Annotated in this window: 16 protein-coding genes; 7 read left to right on the forward strand and 9 right to left on the reverse strand. The window is 60.9% G+C overall.

Features of this window, described 5'->3' with window-relative positions; all coding sequences use genetic code 11:
• Positions 1-18: 18 nt before the first annotated feature.
• From Pla111_RS15325 to Pla111_RS15335, 3 genes are all read right to left on the reverse strand, one after another.
• Positions 19-2037, reverse strand: coding sequence for a sodium:solute symporter family transporter (locus tag Pla111_RS15325; RefSeq protein WP_146575325.1), 2019 nt, complete (start codon positions 2035-2037; stop codon positions 19-21).
• A gap of 159 nt (positions 2038-2196) precedes the next feature.
• The gene (galK, locus tag Pla111_RS15330; protein WP_197525071.1) at positions 2197-3375 is read right to left on the reverse strand and encodes a galactokinase; all 1179 of its coding nucleotides are present in this window, start codon (positions 3373-3375) and stop codon (positions 2197-2199) included.
• Between the two features lie 67 nt (positions 3376-3442).
• Positions 3443-6604 (reverse strand): glycoside hydrolase family 2 TIM barrel-domain containing protein, encoded by a 3162-nt coding sequence (locus tag Pla111_RS15335; protein WP_146575327.1) that lies wholly within the window; start codon positions 6602-6604, stop codon positions 3443-3445.
• Between the two features lie 263 nt (positions 6605-6867).
• Between Pla111_RS15335 and moaA the strand changes: the two genes are divergently transcribed.
• Genes moaA through Pla111_RS15350 form a run of 3 tightly spaced genes read left to right on the forward strand, consistent with a single transcriptional unit; the run spans position 6868 to position 8514 of the window.
• Positions 6868-7863, forward strand: a complete 996-nt coding sequence (gene moaA, locus Pla111_RS15340) for a GTP 3',8-cyclase MoaA (RefSeq protein ID WP_146575328.1) — start codon at positions 6868-6870, stop codon at positions 7861-7863.
• A gap of 4 nt (positions 7864-7867) precedes the next feature.
• Positions 7868-8116: a MoaD/ThiS family protein gene (locus Pla111_RS15345; RefSeq protein ID WP_146575329.1), complete on the forward strand. Its 249-nt coding sequence runs from the start codon at positions 7868-7870 to the stop codon at positions 8114-8116.
• Positions 8113-8514, forward strand: a complete 402-nt coding sequence (locus tag Pla111_RS15350) for a molybdopterin synthase catalytic subunit (RefSeq protein WP_146575330.1) — start codon at positions 8113-8115, stop codon at positions 8512-8514. The genes Pla111_RS15345 and Pla111_RS15350 overlap by 4 nt, the downstream gene beginning before the upstream one ends.
• A gap of 31 nt (positions 8515-8545) precedes the next feature.
• Here Pla111_RS15350 and moaC read toward each other — a convergent pair whose 3' ends face one another.
• Positions 8546-9529, reverse strand: coding sequence for a cyclic pyranopterin monophosphate synthase MoaC (gene moaC, locus Pla111_RS15355; RefSeq protein WP_146575331.1), 984 nt, complete (start codon positions 9527-9529; stop codon positions 8546-8548).
• Between the two features lie 82 nt (positions 9530-9611).
• Positions 9612-10832: a molybdopterin molybdotransferase MoeA gene (locus Pla111_RS15360; protein WP_146575332.1), complete on the reverse strand. Its 1221-nt coding sequence runs from the start codon at positions 10830-10832 to the stop codon at positions 9612-9614.
• Between the two features lie 168 nt (positions 10833-11000).
• On the opposite strand from Pla111_RS15360, the gene hydA reads away from it, so the two are divergent.
• On the forward strand, positions 11001-12401 hold the full coding sequence (hydA, locus tag Pla111_RS15365; RefSeq protein WP_146575333.1) for a dihydropyrimidinase: 1401 nt from the start codon (positions 11001-11003) through the stop codon (positions 12399-12401).
• A gap of 51 nt (positions 12402-12452) precedes the next feature.
• Here the strand turns inward: hydA and Pla111_RS15370 are convergent, their stop codons facing one another.
• Positions 12453-14723 (reverse strand): GH25 family lysozyme, encoded by a 2271-nt coding sequence (locus tag Pla111_RS15370; RefSeq protein WP_231931089.1) that lies wholly within the window; start codon positions 14721-14723, stop codon positions 12453-12455.
• Between the two features lie 518 nt (positions 14724-15241).
• Here Pla111_RS15370 and Pla111_RS15375 point away from each other — a divergent pair.
• The gene (locus Pla111_RS15375; protein WP_146575335.1) at positions 15242-15439 is read left to right on the forward strand and encodes a cold-shock protein; all 198 of its coding nucleotides are present in this window, start codon (positions 15242-15244) and stop codon (positions 15437-15439) included.
• 505 nt (positions 15440-15944) lie between these two features.
• Here Pla111_RS15375 and Pla111_RS15380 read toward each other — a convergent pair.
• The 3 genes from Pla111_RS15380 to Pla111_RS15390 are packed head-to-tail and all read right to left on the reverse strand — an operon-like array spanning position 15945 to position 20126.
• Entirely contained in the window at positions 15945-17705 is a 1761-nt protein-coding gene (locus Pla111_RS15380) for a hypothetical protein (RefSeq protein WP_146575336.1), read from the reverse strand.
• Positions 17698-18396: a hypothetical protein gene (locus Pla111_RS15385; RefSeq protein WP_146575337.1), complete on the reverse strand. Its 699-nt coding sequence runs from the start codon at positions 18394-18396 to the stop codon at positions 17698-17700. Before Pla111_RS15385 ends, Pla111_RS15380 begins: the two co-directional genes overlap by 8 nt.
• A gap of 5 nt (positions 18397-18401) precedes the next feature.
• Positions 18402-20126: an Hsp70 family protein gene (locus Pla111_RS15390; RefSeq protein WP_146575338.1), complete on the reverse strand. Its 1725-nt coding sequence runs from the start codon at positions 20124-20126 to the stop codon at positions 18402-18404.
• 634 nt (positions 20127-20760) lie between these two features.
• Here Pla111_RS15390 and Pla111_RS15395 point away from each other — a divergent pair.
• Together Pla111_RS15395 and Pla111_RS15400 are read left to right on the forward strand one after the other, a co-directional pair.
• The gene (locus Pla111_RS15395) at positions 20761-22317 is read left to right on the forward strand and encodes a DEAD/DEAH box helicase (RefSeq protein WP_146575339.1); all 1557 of its coding nucleotides are present in this window, start codon (positions 20761-20763) and stop codon (positions 22315-22317) included.
• 240 nt (positions 22318-22557) lie between these two features.
• A complete protein-coding gene (locus Pla111_RS15400; protein ID WP_146575340.1) occupies positions 22558-24333 on the forward strand; it encodes an FG-GAP-like repeat-containing protein in 1776 nt (591 codons plus the stop codon).
• Positions 24334-24347: the final 14 nt, after the last annotated feature.

Consider the following 24347-nt stretch of genomic DNA (forward strand, 5'->3'; position numbering starts at 1 on the left):
GTTGAGAGTTTTGGGCTCTTAGCGTGCCACGCCCAGCGGGCTGAACACAACGTACAGCGCTAGTGTCAACAGCACGCAAATAATCCCCGCTGTCTTGGCCCCCTTCGATTCGTCCAGATTGATCTGGGTCTTGGTCTCGAAGACGATGGGCTCGGCAAGCGGGGCCAGCTTGGTTGCCGCCGCCATCATCGCAACGCATAGCGCGAAGACAATCGCCATGCGGTTTAAGAACTGGATTTCGGGGGCGATGTATTTGAGGCCCGCGTAGCAAACGATGCTGGTCAACAGGCCCATCGTGCCCGCCCACCGCGGGCAACGCCGCAATAACAAACCGGTGATGAACACCGCCAAGATGCCGGGCGAGATCAGCCCCTGCGATTCTTGGATGATGGCAAAGATTGAATTGGAAATGTTCGGGTCGCCCAGCAGCGGTGCGAGCCCACACGCGACGATCGCAAAGACAACCACCGCGATCCGGCCGGTCAGCACAATCGTTGCCTGCGACGCGTTCGGAGCGACGTGCTTCTGGAACAGATCGAGCGTGAAGATCGATGACGCGGCGTTCAGCATCGCCGGGAGTGAACTAACCACTGCCCCCAAAAGCGCAGCGAGCACGAAGCCGAGCATGCCCGTGTTCTTCGGCAGCATCGCCAGCAGCAAACCGAGAGCCGTATCGTACTTGTAGGCCACGAGTGCTTCGGAGGTGGTCGCTAGCTTGGAGGACTTCGCTGCTTTGTCGACCACGGCGTTATAGCCGATGATCTCCTCCGCGAATTCGGGGTTGAGCGTGGCCCACACTTTGTCTTCTTTGTAGCTAAAGACCTGATGCTGAGCCGGCTTGATCTCGTCGTAATCTTTGCGAGAGATCGCCATCACGAGCGGGTTCTTGGGGAGCGTGGGCTTTTCGCTATCGTAAACCGAGACGAGGTAATCGGGCCCTTGATGGGAATCGAGTTCTTCCGGCTGAGCGTTATCCAGGATGCGTACGAAGCGCGTCTCGGGATTCGCTTTGGAGTAGAGGGCGATCGCTCCTGCCCGGTCGCCCCGCGCCTCCAGACGCATCTCTTCGTGAAAGAGGTTGAAGGCGATAATGCCCGGGATGACCACGACAAACGGAATGATGAGCTTAAGATAAGAAGCAAAGACAATTCCTTTTTGTCCCTGAGAAAGGCTCGAAGAACCCAGAGTGCGCTGAGTGATGTACTGGTTTAGGCCCCAATAGTAGAAGTTAGGGATCCACAGACCCAGCAGGAGCGCAGTCCAAGGAAGCACATGGTCGTCCTCGGGCAGAAACATGTTCAGACGGTTCGAGTTGAGGTCCATGAAGCGCTCGAACGCCCCCTTCTCGGGATCGAGCGTTAGAACTTCAACGGCTCCACCGACGCCAACGGTGGCGGCTTCGGTTGCCGACCCGAGCCGATCGAACGCGAGCCACATGATCAGGGCACCGCCTAGGATCAGCGCCGAACCCTGCAGCAGGTCGGCCCACACCGATGCCTTTAATCCTCCGGCGACCACATAGACCATCGCGATCAGCGCGATCACGAGAGAGGGTTGCCACAGCTCAATGGTGTAGCCATAGGTCTTACCGAGCGTCTGTACGGTCAATGCTCCCGAGTAAGTGACGGCACCGAGCAGCAACAGGTAGATCAAGACGGTCATCGCCGCCATGATCAGCCGGGCCCAGCCGTTGAAGCGGTACTCGAGAAACTCGGGGATTGTGTAGATGCCGGCCCGCAGGAAGTAGGGCAGAAAGCAGAACGCCACGACCACCAGGGTGACGGCGGCCATCCACTCGTAACTGGCGATCGCCAAGCCCACGTGGCTCGCGGCCGAGCCGCTCATGCCGACAAACTGCTCGGTGCTGATGTTCGCGGCGATCAGCGAGAAGCCGACCAGCCACCAGGTGAGCCCCCGACCGGCAAGAAAGAAATCTTGGGCGTCTTTTTCGCCGTCCGCTTCGCGGCTCTTCCACAGACCAACGAACACAACCGAGGCGATAAACGCCACAAAGACTGCGATATCGACTGCGTTCACGTCCGCCTGCCTAAGCTACGAGATGAGAGAAGAAGGAGTGTGAGGCACGAGGCGCTTCGCCCCTTGGTCGTTGACCTCGGCTGCCACGCTGCGAGGATTATGCCAAGGTCGGTTGGCCAAGGCTAGCCGATACGGTTTCCACCGCCCGATTGCCGCCCGCTAGAGTCTGCGCGCGCCTTGGGCGGGGCGGGTGATGAACTGGGTTGAGCGCTGGCCGGTTTGGGCCGTGTAGCCCTCGGCGATTGACTTGGCGATGCCCTCGGCGTCGGCCGTGCGAACAAGCGATACCGTGCAGCCGCCAAAGCCGCCGCCCGTCATGCGTGAGCCGTAGACGCCACCTTCGAGCCCTATTTCGCGAGCCAGCTCGACGAGGGTGTCGATCTCAGGCACGGTGATTTCGAAGTCGTCACGCATCGCGGCGTGACTTTCGTACATGAGTTGGCCTACCGAGGCGTAATCCCCCTCCGCGAGCGCTTGGGCCGCCTGCGTGGTTCGGGCGATTTCGCCCACCACATGCCGAGCCCGGCGAAACACGACCGGTGGGGCCGAGGGCTCCCAGGCGGCCAGCTGATCGAGGCTCGCCTCGCGTAGCGACGCGACCCCCAGCAGCTTGGCGGCCTCTTCGCACTGAGCGCGACGCTCGGCATATTCGCCGCCCGTAAGTTCGTGCTTGACGTTGCTGTTGATGATCAGCACGGAAATATTGGGATCAGCCAGCGGAACCGATTGCCGCTCGAGCGAGCGGCAATCGAGCAGCATCAGGTTGCCTGCCTCGCACAATGCGGAGCTGAATTGATCCATCACCCCACAGGGCATGCCCGCTTTGTGCTCCGCCTTTTGGGCGAGCAGTGCTTTCTCTTGCGCCGTTATTGCGAGCGCAGAAACCGCTTCGATCGCCGTCATGAGGCTCACTTCCAGAGCCGCGCTGCTCGAGAGCCCGCCTCCCAGCGGAACGGTCGAATCGATCACGCCCTCCATCGGCTTGAGAACAAAACCGGCTTCGCGCAACGCGTCGAGCACTCCCTGCGCGTACTTAGCCCAACCGGGCTGCTCCGCCAGATCGGCACGCTGCTTTAATCCGAGCGTTGCCGTGTCGCCCATTGTCGCGCTTTCCAAACGCACGGCGTCATGCTGAGCAGCATCCACCGCCACCACCGTGTAGCGCTCGATGGCCATCGGCAGAACGTAGCCATCGTTGTAATCGGTATGCTCGCCAATCAGATTAACCCGCCCCGGTGCCGCCACAACAACGCTTGGCTCCCGACCGTAGGTCCCACGGAAAGCGTTAACTGCGCGGTCGACAAGCGCTTCTAGCGGAACAGCGTATTCTAGCGCCACGGAGTAACTTCGGTTTGATTGTTTGAGGGATAAGCCAGTGCGAGTCGGCAAGTCAACGGGTAGCTATCTAGGGGGCGGCTCTTGTCGGGGAAAGCGTCACGCGCCATTGGTACTCCGGTTTGGACAGCCGATAGGGGGGGTGCGCTAAGGCTCCCCAGGAGTTGTCGCCCGCCACGCCCATTTGCCGATAGTCAAGATTGAGCGTGAGCGTCTTGCCTCGGACGATTTCGTGGGGGTGCTTAGCCTGCTGCAAGTCGTCAGCTGTGTAAGGCCAGACGCTGAAGTCGAAGCGGGGATTGCCGGTAACGCGGAGGCCGTCTCCCTGGCTATCGACCAGATTCAGCCAACGGACTTCGGAGCGGTTGCCATTCTCTTGCGGACGCAGGTAGTCGAACGCCAGTTCGCTGGCGGGAGACTTGTGAAGGCCGACCCATGCGCCGGCTTTACGATCCCAATAGGTTTCGTGCGGACCCAGACCGTACCAAGATGACTCTTCGATGCGATCGGGCAGCGTGGTGGTCAACCCCACGCGGGGAAACTCCGGTAGCGATGCCTCTCGCTGCACGTGGTGCGAAATGGCGAGTTGCCCCTCCGAGGAGAGCCGATAAACCAACTCCTCACGGGCGCGACCGTCCAGCAGCTTGCTGCTGGCATGCACTTCATGCCAATTGGCTGAGGATTTCGATTCAACTGATTCTAGCTTGCGTGACTCGCTCGCCTTTCGCCACACGCCTTGCCGTTCGGTCATCTTATTGCCGCGGTCGTTGTCGGTAGGCACACGCCAGTAGTTTGGCTTAAGCGGTGAAGCCAGCAACTCGCTTCCGTCGTGGCGCAATGAGACGAGAAGCCCAGTTTGCTTTGAAATGGTGACAGCCGACCCCGCGGCTTGAAGATTAATGACTTCTGGCGTTTCGCTGAAAGTCACCGCCGCTGACACAGGGCGAGGAACATGGGGCCTCATGGTGACGGGCACCGGCAGCTGGTCCCATGCCAGCACGTGCCCCGCTTCGGACCAGGCGGTCGCCCCTGGCTGAACGAAGCGTACCAGCAAGAACGCTTCTTTGCCGTTCGCGGTCAGAGCAGGAAAGCCGTCTAGTTGCACATTGGCTTGCGCGCCCGCAGGCACGGCGGGGGAGGGTTGCGTTCCGCTCGCGAGAGGCTCTCCGTCCACTTCTAAACGCCATTCGATCTGCACCCCATCAAGCGTGCGGAAGTCGTAGGCGTTCTTGACCAAGATATGATCAGCGGAGTCGCTACCGGGCAGCGTCTCGATCCGCTGATAGACCTTCCTGACTTCGCTGAGCGAGGGGTTGGGCTTGCGGTCGGCTTGCACGAGGCCGTTGAAGCAGAAGTTGGCGTCGTTGGGCGTGTCGCCGAAGTCACCCCCGTAGGCGTAGAACAGGGTCCCAGCAGCGTCTTTCTTAACGAGCCCCTGATCGACCCAGTCCCAGATGAAACCGCCCTGCAAAGCACGGTGCGAACGGATCGCTTTCCAGTAGTCGGCCAGGTTGCCAACGCTGTTGCCCATCGCGTGCTCGTACTCGCACAAGATCAGCGGGCGATCCACCGTGACACCGGGCATTCGGCCTTCCGCATACTCGACGATCCGATCGATCGTGTCGTACATCGGGCAGCGGATGTCCGTGTTTCGATCCTTGTAATAGGCTTGCTCGTATTGGACCGGCCGTGAAGCGTCGCGCTGTTTGACCCAGTCATAGGTCGCCATGAAGTTCACGCCGTTGCCCGCCTCGTTGCCGAGCGACCAGATGATGATCGAGGGGTGATTCTTGTCTCGCTCAACCATGCGTCGAGTGCGATCTAGGTGCGCAGCGGCCCAAGCCGGATCTTTCGCCAGCGACTCGGGGCCGTAGCCCATCCCGTGCGATTCGATATTGGCCTCGTCGATGACGTAGAGGCCGTATTCGTCGCACAAGTCATACCATGCTGGCACGTTCGGATAGTGGCAGGTCCGTACCGCGTTGATATTGTTCTGCTTCATAAGACGGATGTCTTCGATCATCGACGCCCGATCGATCGTGTGACCGGTTACCGGGTGATGCTCGTGTCGGTTCACGCCGTTGAGATAAACGTACTTGCCGTTCACCAGCAGAACGCCCTCCTTGATTTCGACCGTCCGCAGACCGACGTTTACGGCCGTGGCGTCATAGGTGATACCCCGCTGCGGATCGATCAGGCTCACGACAAGTCGATAAAGATACGGTGTTTCGGCGGTCCAAAGCTGCGGCTTATCGAGAACCAATCCGTAGCCGATCTTGGCTTTGCCGCTAGCCGTACCGGAATCGGAACGAGCGACGCTCTGCCCCTCCTTGTCGAATAATTCGGCAACAACTCGGACAGCTTTGGCGGAACCCCCGACGCTTGTCAGTAGATTGACCCCCGTGCGTGAACCATCGGGGCTCACCTGAGGGGTTATGCTCAGGTCTTCGAGGCGTGCCTCGGGCAAACGCTCGAGGAAGACATCGCGAAAGATGCCGCTCAGCCGCCAGAAGTCTTGATCTTCCAGGTACGAGGCGTCGCTCCAGCGATACACTTCCACCGCTAGCAGGTTCTCGCCCGACTTGAGGTAGGGCGTCAGATCGAAACGCGCGGGGATGCGACTATCTTCGGAGTAGCCAACCTTCTGGCCATTGACCCACAGATAGAACGCGCTTTCGACGCCATCGAAACAGATCTCGACGCGGCGCTTGAGCCACGACTCAGGAACGCTGAACCGTGTACGATACGAACCCACGGGCCGACCGTTGTGGCCTGCAATCTTGGGCGGGTTCTTGTCGAACGGATACACCATATTGGTGTAGATCGGCGTGCCGTGCCCTTGCAGTTCCCAGTTCGAGGGAACGTTGATCGATCCCCACCCCGAGTCGTCGTACTCAGGCTCGAAGAAGTCCGCCGGCCGCTGTTCTACCTGGGCTGAGTACCGGAACTTCCATTTGCCGTTGAGCAACTGCACGTAGGGCGAGGCGTCACGCCGATTGCCGCCCGCTTGGAGCGATTCCAGCGCCATCTGGGCGGTCGGGAAATGCCAGAACGACGCGCGTGTGGGCAACTCATTGTCGCCAAAGACTGCCGGGTTCTCCCACTCGGGCACTTCCTGTGCCTCAAGGAGCTGGCAAGCCGCCAGTGCGCAACCAACAATCAGCAGCGAGAGCTTCGCCCGGTAGGCAGCTAATCGGGCCCACGTGGTAGCCAAACGCGGAGTTGAGTACATCTGTCAGGCGATCATCTGGAGATAAGGGGAGAGGCAGCAAGCCCTCATAGGATTCCGCTTTGGCGATAAATCTAACGAGGTTTCGCTAGCCAAGTCGCTAATACTAGCATCACTGCGGTCAGCCGCAACGGTTCGCTTCGGTCCTATCAGCTTTGGCCTCGGTAGGTTCCGGTACACTTGGTTGCTTGCCGATTGCTTCCCGGCTATTCCACAGCAAGCACTTTCCACCACCAACGCGTTCCGCAGACCCCGACAAATCTTTCGTGCCGTTTACTCCCTTGATCGATGGCTTCGGTCGCCGCCACACCAAGCTGCGTGTGAGCGTAACCGACCGCTGCAACCTGCGTTGCCAGTACTGCATGCCGGCAGAAGGGATTCCGCTGGCTCCTAAAGCCGATCTGCTGACCTTCGAGGAGATCGCTCGATTGGTCCGCATCGCTGTGGCCGCGGGGATTCGGCAGGTTCGGCTGACAGGCGGCGAGCCCTTGGTGCGGCGCGACCTGCCAAGATTGGTTGAGATGCTCGCGGGCACAGTCGGCCTTGAAGACCTAGCGCTGACGACCAACGGTGTGTTATTGGCCGATCAGGCCACGGCGCTTCGCTCAGCCGGACTGAAGCGACTCAACATCAGTCTCGACGCGCTCGACCCGGTCGTCTTCCAGCGGCTCACCCGTCGCGACGATTACGACCGCGTTTTGGCAGGGATCGAAGCGGCCCGGTCTGCCGGCTTTGAAACGATCAAGATCAATGTGGTATCGCTTCGCGGTGTGACGGAATCAGAGGTGCTGCCTTTTGGCCGCTTCGCTCGCGATACCGGTAGGGAAGTCCGCTTCATCGAGTACATGCCGCTCGATGCCACGCACGAATGGGATCGCAGCAAAGTGCTTTACGCGAATGAGATTCGGCAAGCGTTGGCAGCGGGCATTATGCCGCTACGCCCGATCGAACGGCCCACCGGTAGCCCGGCAGCCGAGTACGAGTTCATCGACGGCCGTGGCCGGATCGGATTTATTCCCACAGTCAGCGAGCCCTTCTGCGCAGCGTGCGATCGTTTTCGCGTTACGGCCGATGGGCAGGCCCGTAACTGCTTATTCAGTTCCACTGAGACCGATTTACGCGGTGCCATGCGGACTGGCGTTGGCGACGAAGGGATCGCTGAGTTGATGGCTGCCTCGATTCGCGGCAAGGCGGCCGGTCACGGCGTCAACTTGCCGGGGTTTGTCCAACCGCTACGCACCATGTCGGCAATCGGGGGCTAGCGCGATGGTGGTTCAAGTGCTTCTGTTCGGTCCGCAAGCTCGCCTGGTCGGTAGCCCTAGCCTGCCCGTTGAAATCTTAGAAGACCGCATTACCGCCGCGCGGGTTCTCGCCACCCTGGCGGAGTCCGTGCCGCAACTAGCCGCTTCGTTGCCGGCAAGTCGGTTAGCGGTCAATCATGAATTCGCCGAGAGTCACACACCCATTAAGCCCGGCGATGAAGTCGCGCTGATCGGAATGGTGTCGGGCGGATGAGCGATTCGGCGATCAGCGTACAACTCGTCACGGGACCGATCGGGCCTTCTCGGCCGCTACTTGCCTGCGACGCGGGAGCCGTGCTCTTGTTTGAGGGAATCGTTCGTCCCACCGAGAACGGGGAACCTCTCGATGCGCTCGACTACGAAGCCTACGAGCCGCTCACGACTCGCGAGCTCCAGCGCTTGGCGAACCGGACCCTTACGGACTTTGGCCTGATCGCAATGCGGGTCGAGCACAGCGTCGGCTGTGTGGCGGCGGGGCAGGTCTCGTTTCGGCTGATCGTTGCGGCGGCTCATCGCGCTGAAGCGATCGGGGCGATCGATCGGTTTATTAACCAGATGAAGCAATCAATACCGCTCTGGAAAATGCCGGTTTACCGTTTGTCGAACGACTAGCCGCTAGCGCAACGGTGGCCCAAACTTTCTATCAGGCAAGCGGATGAGTCGTCTCACTACCGCGGAGCGTTTCGAGCGCGTGCGGTAGCACGTCGGCCATCAGCCGGAGCGTCTCGACCGCACCGAGCGGCGAACCGGGCAGATTGATGATCAGGGTCTTGCCCGCGACACCGGCGATCGCCCGCGACAGAAAGGCGTGTGGCTTGCCCGGCAGGCAGCGCGACCGTGCAAGCTCGAGCAGCCCCGGATGGGGGCGTTCAATCACCCGCGCTGTGGCTTCGGGCGTGACGTCACGCGGTCCCATCCCCGTGCCTCCGGTCGTGAGGATCAGGTGCGGTGCCGGCTCGGCGGCAACCCACTGTGCAAGCTGTCCGGCGATGGTGTTCTCTTCGTCGGGCACCAGCGCCGTAGCGACCAGGTTTGCCCCGAGCAGCGCGGCCGCCGCTTCGGCGAGCGGGCCTGTCGCAAGGTCTTGCATCGCTCCGGAGCTGCGCGAGTCACTGGCCGTTAGAATGGCAAAGCGCAGCCCGGTTTCCGCGATCGGCTTCACACGCGGGCCCGACTTCCCCCCGTGCTTCTCAACAACACGGAGCGATTCGATCGTGATGGCCGGATTAAGTGATTTGCCCATATCGACCACGTTCAGTGCAGCACCCGCCACGGCCGCAAGCGCCTCCATCTCGACACCGGTTTGCGCCACCACACGCGTCGTGGCTCGGATCAAAACAACTTCGCCGTCAAGCTCTGCCTCGACCTCAATGTGCGCTAGCGGCAAGGGGTGACACATGAGGATCAGATCGGCGGTTCGTTTGGCGGTTTGCACGCCGCCGAGCCTTGCCACTTGGAGCAGGTCCCCTTTTTTCAGCGTGTTGGCGCGGATTGCCGCTGCAACCTTCGGGCCGACGACGACGCGTCCTTCGGCGACCGCCTGACGGTCGGTCATCGGTTTTGAACCGACATCCACCATGCGTGCTCGCCCCGTTGCATCCAGATGAGCTAGTTGTGCTTCAGACATCGGCGCGTGATCTTTCGGTCGTTACCTGCGGGGCAGGCAAGGGGGGGTACGCAAGAGGGCTTGGTGGCACGCGGCAGAGCGCTTAGATCATCCAGGAATAGTACCCGTAGATTCCTGCTTTGTCCGAGTTGGGAGGGGCCTCGATAAAACCGTCGCTGGAGGCGGGACCGCAGGTATCACCGGAACCCCGCAGGTCGGCAAGCGTTGCGTGCCCCGGGCCGATCAATGTCACCGGACGCCACCACGTTAGCGGCAGCGACTTGCCGCTCCACTCCACCAGCTCCACGGTTGGCGAGGGGGGATCGCACGCGGAGAAGCCCGCCCTTTGACGGAGCGCTGGTGTTACGATGCGGCGGCCGCTGGTCAGCACCGCCAGGGGATTGCCAGGCAGCCCGATGATGGGCTTGCCATCGATCACGGCCGCAAAAGTAGGCCGGCCGGGGCGGGCGTTCAGCCGATGGAACACCCCCTCGCCACCTGCGGCCAGAACCGCAGCGGGCACGTGATCGTAAGCGCCTTTGGAGACACCGCCGGTGAGCACGAGCGCGTCGGCTTCCGCGCTTGCCGCACGGATCGCATCGCTCAGCCCCGCAAGCGTGTCCAGAACGTGGCCCCGCGTTACGGTACCGATCCAACTGGCCGTTCCGAACAAGGCCTCCAATGCGGGGCCGTTGCTGTCTCGTAGTTGCCAACGAGTGAGCGTTGTGCCATGACTGATTGTTGGCCCTGAGACCAGTTCATCGCCAGTCGTCAAGATAGCGAGACGCAGACGACGATAAACCGCCACGGTAGGTGGCCCGACCGCGGCCAACGCGGTCATTGCCGCTGGCGAAATCATCGTGCCCACCGGGATCACCTGGGCTCCGCACCGGGCGTTCTCGCCTTGCCGGCGGAGGTTAGCCCCCGCTGTCAGGCTATCGACGGCGTGCAGAAGAACTGTGCCATCGGTTTCCTTGACCAACTCGAGCGGCACGACTGTATCCGCCCCCGCTGGAATGGGGCTGCCCGTATAGATCCTCAAGGCGATGCCGGCCGCGAGGCGCGGGGGAGCGGTGCCGATCCGGCATTCGCCACCGACGGGCAGCGGGCCCGCTGCGATTTCTGCCATCCGGACCGCGAAGCCGTCCATTGCGCTGACGTCGCAGGCCGGGCTGTCGCGATCGAGTACCAGCGGCTCCGCGAGGACACGCCCCGCTAGTTCGCGCGGGGTTGGTCGCTGCAGCGTTTCCGTGCCAACCGAGCCGATCATCCGCAGCAAGCGGTCCAGGGCAACAGAAGGGGCGACGCTGTCGAGCGGATCCATGCGTGCAAATGTACCGTACGGGTCGCGTCCGCACAGGCGAGGTGGTTATCTTCTTAGTCAGACCCGGTGCCGCGGCGCGAACCGCGCTGCGGCGGAGAACCGGCCCTCCGAGCGTTTCTGTCGAAGTCCCTCGCGTTTGATTACTCAACGTTTCAGCAAGGATTAGCCGTGTCGCTGCTAATTAAAAACGGTCAAGTTGTCACCGCTACCGATTCGTTTGTGGGAGATATCCACTGCCAGGGCGAAACCATCGTCGCCCTCGGTCGCGACCTTGCCGTACCCGCCGATGCCACGGTAATCGACGCGACGGGTAAGCTCGTGTTTCCCGGCTTTATCGACCCCCATGTGCACATCTATCTGCCCTTTATGGGCACCTACGCCAAGGACACCTACGACTCGGCAAGTCGGGCGGCGCTGGTCGGTGGCACGACGACACTGATCGAGATGGTCTGCCCGGGTCGGGCGGAAGACCCGGTTCAGGCGTATCACCAGTGGAAGGCTAAGGCCGAAGGAACCTCGGCCTGCGACTTCGCGTTCCACATGGGGGTGACTCGGTTTGACGAGTCGACGCCCGCTGCGATGCGCGAGATCGTTGCCGACGGAACGGCAAGCTTCAAGGTCTTTCTGGCCTACAAAGGGGCGCTGGGCGTCGACGACGACGAGCTGTATCAGACGCTGAAGCTAGCCAAGGAGCTGGGCGTGATTGTCACGGCTCACTGCGAGAACGAGTCGCTGGTAGCAAAGCTCCAAGCCGAATTACTCGCCAGCGGGAAGACCGGTCCCGAGTGGCACGAGCCCTCGCGACCGGTGCAGGTTGAAACGGAGGGCGTGCGCCATCTGATGACCTTCGCCGAACTGACCGGGGCGCATGTCTATGTGGTCCACACAAGCTGCAAGGGTGCCGTTCACGCCGCGACGGAAGCCCGCTTGCGGGGCGTGAACGCGTGGGTCGAGACGGTGATCCCCTACTTGGTGCTCGATGACACCGCCGCGCAGCGGGGTCCTGCAACCGGCCACGCGGACTTCGAGGGAGCCAAGTTCGTCATGTCGCCCCCGATCCGAGCAGCACGCCATCAGCCCTTCCTGTGGGATGCGCTCCGCAGCCGCGCCGTCTCCACCGTCGCAACCGACCACGCTCCGTTCGACTTTCAAGGGCAAAAAGAAATGGGCCGCGGCGATTTCACCAAGATCCCCAACGGCATCCCGAGCGTCGAGCACCGGATTCGGCTGCTCTACACGCACGGTGTTGCAACCGGACGGATCGACCTCAATACGTTCGTCGATGCCGCGAGCACGCAGGCGGCAAAACTCTTCGGACTCTTCCCCCGCAAGGGGACGATCGCCGTCGGAGCCGATGCCGATCTGGTTGTATACGACCCCGGGGTCGAAGAAACCCTATCGGCCGAAACGCATCTGATGGCGACCGACTACGACGCCTTTGAAGGGTGGCGCGTCCAAGGGCGGTGCGAAGCGGTGACTGTCCGCGGAGAAGTGATGGTCCGCGATGGCAAGTTTGTCGGCCAATTAGGGCACGGCCAATTTCTGAAGAGGCAACCGACGCACTTCTAGCCGCAGAGGGCCGTTAACAGGTCTTGATTGGGCTGCTTGTCGTTGCGTTGTTTATTGGCCGCGGCGTTGTGTGGCGAAGGCCATCCCCATGAGCATGGCGAGTGCGAGGCTTCCCGGCTCGGGTACCGCGCTCGCCGTTGTGGGCAACGAGGCTCCCAGATTGTCACGCCACACCGTGTAGTACGAGGCATCGACCTCGCCTGCTCCGTTGGTATTGAGCAGATTGGTTGCCGACTGGCCGTAGTTGTTGCTCCACACCGTGTAGTCGGCCGCGTCCACGGAGCCGTCGTTGTTGTAGTCGCCAGGCAGTCCGGAAAGCACTTCCAGAACGACGCCGCCTGCCACGTTCCTGGCGACCAACGCGGGCCCCGAGGAGACCACACTGCCAAACTCCCCGGTGACGTTCGACGCTCCGCCGACGATCGCAAAACTGTCGCCGAAGGCCGGTGTGTAACCGGCACCAAAAGTCACTTCGATGGTTGCGGACGGATCAACCGTCAGAGCGCCAAGCAAGGTCAACTGGTCGTAGCTCACGGCCGAGTCGATCTCAATCTCCAGCTTCGAGCCCGCTCGCATCTCGACGGAAGCGATCGTCAGCGTGCCGATCGAAGCCCCCGGTGCCAGGGTTCCGTCGATCAGCGTTGGCCCTGCAACAGCACCGCTGCCGCCGAGCGTAGCACCAGCAAGTACCGCTACGGGGCCAAGTCCGGTTCCCGAGCCGGTGGTGTTCTCAACCAGCAACTTGCCCCCGGTGACAAAGGTGCCGCTGTGGGTGTTGGCTGCCGTGAGTCGCAGAACGCCGTCGCCCTGCTTGACCAGTGACCCGGCAGTGATCTCCGCGTCGATCGAGACGTCCACCTCCGCGGCACCATCGTTAACGGTCAGGGTTCGCGAACCGTTGGTCAAAGACACGGTCCCCGAGGTGCCGGTCCCAATACCTCTGCCGATGGTGGCGGTGGTTGTGCCCCACGGGCTGAACGTCGTATTGCCGCTGATTGCGATGCTCGCAGGCACTAGGCTGTGCGGGGTGAGGTTGACCCGATCGAACGTTAGTTCGCCGCCGCTGATCGTGAAGGTCTGTACCGCATCGATCAGGAGCGTGTGCGCGCTTAAGGATCCCACCGCGAGGCTGACCGGCGCAGAGAACTGGGCCGAATAGGGGGTCGACTCAGCGACCGGCGTGTAATTGACCGTCAGGGATCCGCCCGAGAGGGTTAATGCTTCGCGCGCCACGAGCTTGCGGACCTCGTGGACGCCGCCATCGATCGTGACGGTCACGTTTTCTGCCGTTCGATCAAGAATCACGGTGTCCAGCGGACCCGGCAGCCGAGCGGCGGGGAGCGTTAGCGGCCCCACGCGGGTTCCCTGGCCCGGACCTTGGACGGGTGCCACGGGGGCTTGGCCGCTGTTCCAGTTCGACAGGGTGCTCCACGCTCCGTTGCTGCCGCTTACCCACAGGGCAGGCACCAGGTTGTCTTTGAGAAACTCGGGGCCCCCCTGAGCAACATTGACGTCGAGGTTAGCCCCGCCATTCCGATAGCCACTCAAGCGCGCGGTACTGGCGTACTGCCAAAAGTCCCACGGATGGGGATCCGCGGGGGTGTCCCAAGGCCCGTAGAACTGGCTGAAAGTGTCTTTAGGGTGGCCGGTTTGGACCGGGATCGAGTCCGGGTCGCTCTGGTTGGCGTAGCGGGCTGTCCACAGCACCGGAAAGTAGTCCTGGATCGGCGACTGCACGACGAACGCCGCGTAGTTGCCGTTGATGTACATGATCGGACGGACCCCGGTTACCTCGTAGATCCGGTTCGAGAAATCGATCGAGTACTGCGTGATCTGCTGATCGGTACGGATGCCGTCTCCCGCTTCAAGGTCGAACACGGGCAGCAGGTAGCCGGGCCGCATCCAGGCACCTGCCATCTGGATGAAATGATTGGCCTCATCGGTGCCGGTGTTCGCGATCCCCCCCGAGTTGAGTGTCGAGGCGACAATGTCGGGACGCGAAAAATGGTAGGGACCCGCCAGCATCCCGACGCTGGTAGCGCGGGTGATATTCTGAACGAAGTAAGGGTCGTCGTACCTTTGCGAGAGGGTGTTGTTGCCCTGGTTGTTGTTGGCGTCGTTCTGGTTGTAGAAGCCGGTCGTTCCGCCGCGGCTGGAGCGGATAAAGACAAACTCGCGGTTATTGTTGTTCCGTAGCTGATTCCACTCGCTCTGCGAGATATTGCCTTGCCAAGCCGACACATCGATCCCCAGGGAACGCTGGCCCACGGCGATCGCCGGAACCAACAGAGTGGCTGCCAAGCAGGGCAGAGTGGCTGCCAAGCACGTCAAGGAGATTCGCTTCGTTCGGTTCAGCATCCGTGGTTTCGCCTCTTGTTGCGGTGGGAACTTGTCCAAAAAGCGCCGCGACGTCCGCACAGCCTTCACGGCAAACGGGGGCCACCACACGCTCTGCTCCTTCTTTTTATAAATCAGGCCAACGGATCCAACAACGAATGCGTGTGGCGATTGCGTGATTATCTCTCGAAAACACGCAATCGGAACCGGTTTTGCGGCCGTTATAGAGGACCGTAGGACAACCGCAGCAAGCCGGCTGCATGCCCTGGCGGGCGTAATCCCTCCGCTTTGCTCGATCTGGCAATCTGCGATTTCCGTGCCGGTTGTCCCACTGAAGAAGACGAGCCTTTCCAAGAATGTCGGGCCGCAACCGATAGCATTATCCGCTCCACGCTGCTAAGTTTACGACTTCTCCGATGCGGTGGCTGCCCTTTGCGGCGACCGAAGCGTCATCCGCACGACTGCGGGACGCATGACTTTTTAGAAAAAACGAGTGAAGAAAAATGGCTGAAGGCACGATCAAGCGACTCACCGAAAAAGGCTTTGGCTTTATCGACGTCGGCAGCGCGAAGGACTTGTTCTTCCACTCGTCGAGTGTTGAAGGTGGCGGCTACGACCAGCTCCGCGAGGGGCAGCGCGTTTCGTTCACCGAAGCACAGGGTCAGAAAGGCCCGTGTGCCGAGAACGTCCGCGTGATCTGAGCTTGCTCACACGTTCGCTTGGCGTTTGCCGCCGGGGCCGCTGTTCGCGGCCCCGGCGGCACGCCCGCGGCCGCGGCATCCAATGTGCCGCCCCTTCTTCTCTGGCCGCTTCGGCCGCTTCTGGCCCGCTGACTTCGCTTCAGCGCTTCCGTGTAGGTCTTCAGCGCTACGCTTCCGCTTGCGTTGGCCGCTCATTTGTCGGACAACAGCATAAGCGTCCCCGCGCCGCGGCAAGTGCTGCTGGCGGCGTTCGTGGCAGACGCTCCTCTCACCAACCGCTAGACCGGTTAAGGCAGCCAAACGATGGGCGACAAGGGAAGTAAAGATAAAGGCAAACGCGAAGCGAAGAAAGCTCCGCAACAGACCCCCAAAGAGAAGCGGGCCGCCAAGCGCGATAAGAAGGGCCGCGTGGAATAGCGCCTCGGTCGAGCGATAGAACCAAAAAGCACCGACGCCCGCCGGCAATCTGCCGCGGGCGTCGCCCCTTGAGGTCCGACGAATCGCCTCAGAGGCGGAATTGCTGCGCTATCGAGTACATCGCGAGGGCGTAATCCCTTTGCACAAGCTCAACAAACAAACCGGCCCGCCAATCATCGCGCGACTGTCGCTGGATCAGTTGGGCGTACGAGAAATAGTCGAGATGCGAGTGCTTCAAGAAATCGAACGCATCTTTTCGCCAAGCTTGCCGATAGCATGACCGGGCGAAACGTTTGGGAATCTTTTCCCAGTTCTTATCGATTCGGCTGTTTTGAAATTTCAAGGTGTAGATCAAGGTAACCACTGCGCAAGCAATTGCTACGATCACCGCGGCGGCTGTCGTTGCCTGCTGAAAGTCACTGCGATCTTTCACCAGAGAGGAAAGCGGGACTAGTATTGCTGCTGTGGTAGTTACCAGAACGACGCCAGCCGTTACGATCGCGGTGCCCCAAACGAGCCAGTTCTTCAAGTGAACGGTGCACTTCCAGAGAGTGTTGGTGAATCGGGTTTTTGATAGTGTCTTTGGGAGCGACTCGCGGATCGAGTTCATCCACAGGCCAATCTCTTGATCGGTTGACGATCCCGCGGCATAGCGGGCCGCCGCTTCTTCCGCGGCCCAGCGCCACAGAATGTAAAACGGTATCGAGACTTCAGGTCCGTCGATCGGAAAGCTTGCGCTCAGCAAAGCGGGATTGTCCAGCAATCGTAAATTGATTTGCTGCATCGCCTCGTCGGATTCCAATTGGTTGCTGGTAAGCGCCCGATGCAAAACCCGATCGAGCTCTTCGTTCAGAGGCCCGATCGCGATAAAATCTTCGCGTACAGCTAGGTACTGCCGGACGTAGGCAAGTACATCGAGGTCTTGGTGTAAGTGGTTAGGCAATTCATTGTCGTGATCCTCGATGAAATCCCAAGCCGTTTCACTCCAGTCGGTACGGTCCTTCCACAGTGTGTAGCGCAACGCCTGTAACGTGAACGTCAGCTTCTGAGTCAGCGAGTCGCCTAGCTGCTGGGTCCCGGCTTGGTGCTGTTCACAGACCTTGATCGTGTGGGCAAACTGCTGGAGATCGTCGCTTTGCAGCAATCGCTGCCATCCTCCTTCGGTCAGCTCATAGAAGCAATCGGAAGAGAGCGATTTACTGAGCGAAATCAAGTACTTTGGGAGCTGCGCAAGTGGAACTTCCAGACGCAGCACCTCATAAAGCAAGCGCCCCAGTCCCGCATCGTGCGGCCACTGCTTCAGACCTTTCACCAGCCAGCTAAGGAAGGTGTTCGGCTGGTTGGGCAGAACAACTTCCGACAGGACGGCTAGCGCGTAATAGTCGGGCGGAGACTTGGTTGCGACCTGGCACAGCTGTTGATAAAGCTGCTCGGGTGTTTCTGCCCGCGACTCAAGCAGCTCGACGAGTGTCTTAAGGTCACGGCTTGGTGAGCGTTTACGCGCGCTCGGCGGAGCACTGCTGGCAGGATTCTCGGCGGGCAACGTATCGTTGACGGCTCGTGTCGGCGCGCTCGCGGTTCTCCACGGAGTAGGTTCTTCCTCGCTGTGACGACTTCCGCTGTAACGCAGTCGGCGTTCTAGTTCTTCGTAAGCCGCCCGCAGTTTTTGGAATTCTTGGGGGTACTTCTCCGGCTTGTAGCGACGCAGGAGTCGGTTGTAACTCTGCTTGAGTACACGGCGATCAAACCCCGCCGTCAGTCCAAAGAATTGTTCCGGATGGCGGGGCAGCAGCGACCAGTCGGGTGCCGCTGTTGGTTCAGAGCCTTCAGGCTTCGGTTCGTCAGTCACCGCTGTTGCCCAATCGGAAGAGTATGCGAAGGACGATCAACGCCAACCACCACCAGTACCAGCGGATGCCGCCTTGTCCGGATTCGCTTGACGCGGTTTTTTTCCACCGAAACCAAACACCACGCTGGAACTTGAGCCGCGTCAGCCAGTCTTTTTCAAGAGCGGCGAGCTCCGGGGTTTTTTCCTCCAGCAAACGAATCATCCGTTTACCAGTGCGCCGCAGTCCCCGATGGCCCGAGAAGGAAGCGCTAACCCGCTGGCGTAGCTCCGCCGCCTCGCGGGGCAGGGCAGTTAGCACCTCGCGGAAGCAAGAGAAAAACTCACTGTCGAAATGCTTTTCTGCGGTCAATTGAGGCAGGGCCGGCCGATTGCGAACGATCACACGCAACCGCTCCGCGAGGCCCTCGATTTCGGTATCGCCGTAGAAATTCAAGCCCTCTAGTTGCTTGCCGAGATGCTCCAGCGGCGCGACCCAAACCTGATCGCGGATCTTGAACAGCTGCTGACGCACCTCTGCTCGGCGCTCGATTCGCTTGAGAGCTGCCCCGCTTTCTGCCTGTTCCCCCAAAGCGAAGCCCAGCGTCTTCGCACGCGTGCTGATGACCGTCTCAGCCTCCCAGATTGGATTGATGCGTAAGCACTTGGCAACATGTTGCCGGGCGGCTTCGGTCGTCAGACTCCGTGAAGGCATCGCGGTTACAGCTCCGGGTATCCGAGCGAGGTGAGAACGTGCAGGAGGGTCTCACGAGCCGACTCAACGGCAGCACGGTTTGAATCGGCAAGTGCTGCCTCAAAGGCATCGATGGCGGCTTCGAGCCCCTCACGCTGGAAGGGGCTAACTTCGCCAACAAAAGCTTCTGCCCCACGCAGCAAACGCTGGAGCTCTTGATCTTCGCGCGGGTAGTACTTGAGAGCCTTCATCCGCTCCTTCGCCGCCGCGATTTCAGCCGCTCCTAAACCCGCTGTCTGCTGCGCGATGATCGTGCTCACTTTGCGGTCCTCCGCCCCCGCGGCGTAGGCCTCAACTTCAAGGATGCCGTTCAGGTCGTAGGTAAAGCGGATGTAGACAGTTTGTCCCGCGGGCCCCAGCGGGATCCCCGTCACCGTTAGTTCTCCGAGCTTGACGTTTTTCTCGACGCGCCGGCTCTCCCCCTGGTAGATATCGACGTGCATCACGGTTTGGTTGGCGTGAGTGGTCGCGTACGCTTCCTCTCGGCTAACGGGGATCGTCGTGTTGCGATGGATGATCGGTGAGTAATAGCCCGCCTGTAGCTGCGAGCCAAAGTGCTTTGCCGTATCGACGCCCAGCGTGAAGGGGCAGACGTCCGTCATCACCATGTCTTCCACCGCTCGATCGTCGGTGATGAGCGCAGCCTGGATTGCTGCTCCCAGCGCAACCACTTGGTCGGGGTCGTGCTTCATGAGAGCTTCGCGGCTGAAGACTTCGTAGACAAGCTTCTTCAGAAGCGGCATCCGGGTTGCTCCACCAACGAGAATCACCTCATCGATATCGCCGGTTCGGAGCTCTTTATCTCGCAAGACGCGCTCAATGGGTTTGACGATCCTCTCGATAAGCGGCGTGCAGGCTTTAGCGAAGGCCTTCTCACTGACACGAACCCGTTTACCGCCGTCGGGAAAAGTGCCCGCTTCGTCAGGCAACCGAATCGAAGCCTCGAGATCCGTGCCCAGCGTACGCTTGGCGCGTTCACACTCGACACGCAATCGCGATACGTAGAGTGGTGTCTTGAGCTCTGCGGTTTCGAGTTGCAGGTTCTGCGTCTTGAGCACTTCGGAAAGCAACCGCGACGTGAAGTCTTCGCCCCCGAGCTGGCTTTCGCCGGCCGTTGAAAGGATCTCTAGAGTGCCTTCAAACACCTCCATCAGCGTTACATCGAAGGTACCGCCGCCCAGATCGATCACCAGCAAGCGTCGCTCGGCATCGGGTTCGTGGAAACCATAGGCGAGCGCCGCGGCGGTCGGCTCGTTAAGAATCCGGCGCACGCGTAGGCCGGCCATTTCTGCCGCGACTTTGGTCGCAGAACGCTGGTGATCATTAAAGTAGGCGGGGACCGTCACCACGGCCTCGTCGGCTTCGCCCTGAAGAAGATTCAAGGCGTCTTGGTGCAGCGACTTGAGCACCATCGAGGAGAGTTCAACGGCAGAGAACGACAGCCCGCCGAGTTCGACCTGGTGAGAGCTGCCCATCCAACGCTTAAAGCAGGAAACAACACGATCGGGCTGCGTGACGGCTAACTCCTTCGCGGCCGCTCCAACCAGTATGGCCCCACTCGGTAGAACCCCGACGACTGAGGGGGTCATGGCATCGCCGTGAACGTTGGGCACGAGCTCAGGCTTACCGTTGCGGAATACCGCACACAGCGAGTTAGTCGTGCCGAGGTCAATTCCGAGGATCGGGCGCATCAAAACCAAGCGAGACGGGGCAGAGCAGGCGGCCGTAAAGACGGGCCAGAAAACAGTCACATGGCTTGTCGGGGCGAGACTAGTAGGGGAAAAATAGTCGGTTGCCCGATCGGAAGCGAGCGGCAGCAAACAGCAGAGCGCTGTTTTCGGTCAATTTGCCGTTGCTCGGTGGGGCGAATGTGCTAAACTTTCGAACACTACAAGGTGTGAGACCTTCCGCTCGAAGTACTGCTTAGCACGCCCCCGTGCTGGCAGCGAAGCGGTGAGGTTCATTCTTGCTCGATGCTTGCGGCCCTCCAGCCGGGCACCGTCCTCTCCACTAGCGAGCTTGTCTCGCTAATTGGCTGAGGGCCCCCACCAGCCCAGCCAGCGGTTTTCTTGCTTTCCGGCGCGATTGATTCTCTTGCCCCTTGCGGCTTCGGCCGTTTGCAATCGGTTGCCTCCACGGCACTTCTGCAAACGGCAGCCCTGCGTGTCGTGTGACCGCTGCGGCCCAGGAAGCCGACACCCGGCAATCGCCCCGAAAACAACGGGGCACGCGTCGTCCGACTAATGGCAGAGCGCCATCTTTGTGCGCTCTCTCGCTGCCGGTACGTCGTGTTGTTACCTCCCCAAGCAGGAACTCCGAATTTTTATGTCTGAGAACAAGACCCCCTTTGCTGAGCTCGGTTTGAGCCAGCCGCTGCTCAACGCCGTTGCCCGAGCGGGCTACGAGCTATCGACTCCGATCCAGGCCGCCGCGATCCCGGTGATTCTTACTGGCCGTGACCTCATCGGTTGTGCGCAAACCGGTACCGGCAAGACCGCCGCCTTTACGCTACCGATGCTCGATCGGCTGCTGGCGTCTACAAAATCTTCCACCGGTGGAGCACCCTCTGCTCACCAAGGTTCCTCGTCCTCCGAGCGTTCAAGCGGACGGCGCGGTGCGAGCCATCACCGCAGCGCCCCCTCGCGTCCGCTCCGTGCGCTCGTGCTTTCCCCCACGCGTGAGCTCGCCGCCCAGATCGGCGATAGCCTTGCCAAGTACGGCAAGGGAAGCGGCCTGCGGCATGTCGTCGTTTATGGTGGCGTTTCCCAGTTCCACCAAGTCAAAGCGCTCCGCGGCGGGGTCGATAGCCTGATCGCTACGCCCGGTCGTCTGCTCGATTTAAAAAATCAGGGCCACATCGATCTTTCGAAAATCGAAGTGCTTGTGTTCGACGAAGCGGACCAGATGCTCGACATGGGTTTCTTGCCCGACCTCAAGCGGATTGTCGCGGCGGTGCCGGCTCAACGGCAAACGCTGATGTTCTCCGCCACCATGCCGGACGCGATTCGCCAGCTTGCCCAGCAGTGGCTGCGCCAACCGGAAGAGATCCAGGTTGCAGAGATCTCGAAACCGGCCGACAAGATCACCCAGTCGGTTCATCTGGTGGATAAGAAGCGCAAGCCCGACCTGCTCAGCCACTTTCTCAAGCAGACACCGCGGTCGCGTACGCTTGTGTTCAGCCGCACCAAGCACGGTGCGGACAAGATCGTTAAGCAGCTTACGAAAGACGGTTTGCACGCGGCCGCGATCCACGGCAACAAGAGCCAAGGGGCCCGCAACCGAGCCCTCGCGCAGTTCAAGAGCGAAAAGCCGCCGGTGCTGGTGGCGACGGATATCGCGGCACGCGGGCTCGATATCCGCGGAGTCTCGCACGTTATCAACTACGACCTTCCCGAGACGCCCGAAACCTATGTGCACCGTATCGGTCGCACCGCACGCGCTGGGGCCGAAGGAATCGCGGTTTCGTTCTGTGCGGGTGACGAGCGTGGCCTGCTCAAGCAGATCGAGCGATTGATCCACCGTGCGCTCGATGTCGAGCCCGTGATCGAGGGTTTTGAACCCACTGAGCCCGTACGGCACGACGCCAAGCCCCGTCGCGGCGGAGGTGGTGGTCGTCCGCAGCATGGCGGTAACCGTTCGAAGGCAGCCAGCGGGCCGGGCAAGCCGGGTAAGCCTCGCCGGCCTCGCGCCGCACAAGGTGCCCCCGGGGCACAAAGCCGGCCGGCCAGCGCCGCCGGTGCGGGCGGAGCGAAGCCACGCCGCCGACCCACAACGAGTGGCCAGTCGACCCCGGCACGACGCGACTCCTCAGCCGAGGGGAACGCTACGACGGCCACCGCTTCCGCAAGTCAGAAGAAGCGTCGCCCGCGCCGCGCGCTGTGATCGCGTCGGCCTGGCCGACCGCTAATTCTTCCACCTATAGGGGGACGCTGAGGGCAAGCCCTCGGCGTCCCCTTTTTCGTTTTCTGCTGGCTGCGCGAAGGAAAGCCAGTAATGCGCAAAAGCAGGGGCTTGGATGTAGAATTGCGTTGATCGTGCGGTGCGTGCCCCTTAGACTAGAGGGCAAACGCTTAGGGTGCTGGGAAGCACCTCTTCTAACGCATCAGTTGAGTACCCTTCTCGATGTTTGATCACCGATTCCTACGGCTGTTTTCGATTGCCCTGGTGGTTGGCATGGCAAGCCAAGCGACTGCCTTCTTTACGAATGTCGGCGGGCTGCTGCTGAACCGCAATCTCGATGCCCGCAGCGCCTCGCTTGCCGATATCGATAACGACAACGATCTGGACCTGCTTTTTCAGGGCGGGGTCGGTGCTCAGCTGTTGTTCCGCAACAACCTTTCAAGCAGCGGCGTGCCAACCTTTACCGAGGTCGCCGATTGGACGGCGATCGGTGTGACCGCGGGATCGTGGAGCGCAGCGTGGGCCGATATCGACAACGACGGGTTCGTGGACGCCTTCGTGGGGCAGTCGAATATCGGACAAACGGGCGACGTGTTGATCAACAACGGAGCCGGCAGCTTTCTCAACCGCAGCGGCTCGCTCGGACTAAATGATCCGGGCTTTCACCAGAACGTGGCCTGGGCCGATATGGACCGCAATGGCCGGCTCGATCTGGTGATCGCGATGGAAGGTCCCGAGCCCCACGAGATTTATCTGCAGGGTGCCACGGGCACATTTACCCCGGTCGGTGCCGCAGCGGGCTTCCAAAACCTGCCCGCTGAAAAGGCCTACGGTATGGCGATTGGCGACACCGACGGCGATGGCGATCTGGACATCTACATCTCAACGTGCCGCCCCAACAACAACATCCGCAACTTTTTTTACGAGAACCAGCTGGCTCAGACGGGCACGCTCAGCTTTATTGATATCGCGGACACGAACGGCACCCAGTTTTTTCAGAACAGCTACGGAACCGAGTTCCATGACTTTGACGACGACGGGGACCTCGACCTGTTCATGATCGGTGCCGACAGCCAGCTCTCGAAGATCTGGCGAAACGACGGCGGCAATCAGTTCACTGATACCGATCTTCTGACCGGAACCCCGCTGCTAGCAGATGTCTCGGGCGACCTGAACGGCGGCAAGGCGGTCGACTACGACAACGACGGAGACCTTGATCTGTTCTTTCACGACCATAAGCCACTCAACGGACGCAACAACGCTCGTAAGCTGTACCGCAACGACGGCAACTGGCAATTCACGGACGTGACCGCCGCCGAAGGGCTCCAAGAAGTGAATCGGGGGTCCTACGACAGCCCCTGGGGCGATATTGACCGTGATGGCGACCAAGACCTGATCGCGACGACCGACAGCGGAACCCCCGAGCGGATCTACCTAAGTGATGAGTCCACCAACGGCAATCATTGGCTCTATGTGGAACTCGAAGGTGCCGCGTTCAACACGACCGGTCTGGGAGCGACGCTCTATGCGACCATCAACGAAGGCACGCCGCAGGAACGTACGATCCGGCGCGAAGCCAACACCAATGCCGGCACGTTTAATCAGAGCGATCTGCCCGTTCATTTTGGTTTAGGCACCGCTAGCCTCATCGACGAACTCCGCATCGTTTGGACCGATGGGATGACCCAGGTTCTTGCCGATGTCGCGCTCGATCAGTATCTGAGCGTTGCCTATGCCGACAGGCTCGTCGGCGACTTCAACGGTGATGGGACCGTCGATGTTGCCGACTACACCGTCTGGCGAGATGCCGAGGGAACCCAAGAAATCGGAAATGCCGCCGACGCCAACGGCGACGGGTTGGTCAATGCCGATGATTACAGCGCTTGGGCCGCGAACTTCGGCGCTACCTCGGCAGGGGGAAGCTCGATCCCTGAGCCCACGACGCAGCTTCTCATCATGCTGATGATGGCGGCCTTTGGCGGCGTTCGGCGTCGGTAAGGCAGGGCCCTCTC

It is taken from the genome of Botrimarina hoheduenensis (assembly GCF_007859815.1).
Lineage (GTDB): Bacteria > Planctomycetota > Planctomycetia > Pirellulales > Lacipirellulaceae > Botrimarina > Botrimarina hoheduenensis.

Bases quoted from the DNA above. Each gene is read 5' to 3' on its own strand.
- Pla111_RS15335 (WP_146575327.1), bottom strand. From the start codon at position 6,604: ATGTACTCAACTCCGCGTTTGGCTACCACGTGGGCCCGATTAGCTGCC.
- Pla111_RS15345 (WP_146575329.1), top strand. From the start codon at position 7,868: ATGGTGGTTCAAGTGCTTCTGTTCGGTCCGCAAGCTCGCCTGGTCGGT.
- Pla111_RS15350 (WP_146575330.1), top strand. From the start codon at position 8,113: ATGAGCGATTCGGCGATCAGCGTACAACTCGTCACGGGACCGATCGGG.
- moaC (WP_146575331.1), bottom strand. From the start codon at position 9,529: ATGTCTGAAGCACAACTAGCTCATCTGGATGCAACGGGGCGAGCACGC.
- Pla111_RS15360 (WP_146575332.1), bottom strand. From the start codon at position 10,832: ATGGATCCGCTCGACAGCGTCGCCCCTTCTGTTGCCCTGGACCGCTTG.
- Pla111_RS15375 (WP_146575335.1), top strand. From the start codon at position 15,242: ATGGCTGAAGGCACGATCAAGCGACTCACCGAAAAAGGCTTTGGCTTT.
- Pla111_RS15385 (WP_146575337.1), bottom strand. From the start codon at position 18,396: ATGCCTTCACGGAGTCTGACGACCGAAGCCGCCCGGCAACATGTTGCC.
- Pla111_RS15390 (WP_146575338.1), bottom strand. From the start codon at position 20,126: ATGCGCCCGATCCTCGGAATTGACCTCGGCACGACTAACTCGCTGTGT.
- Pla111_RS15395 (WP_146575339.1), top strand. From the start codon at position 20,761: ATGTCTGAGAACAAGACCCCCTTTGCTGAGCTCGGTTTGAGCCAGCCG.
- Pla111_RS15400 (WP_146575340.1), top strand. From the start codon at position 22,558: ATGTTTGATCACCGATTCCTACGGCTGTTTTCGATTGCCCTGGTGGTT.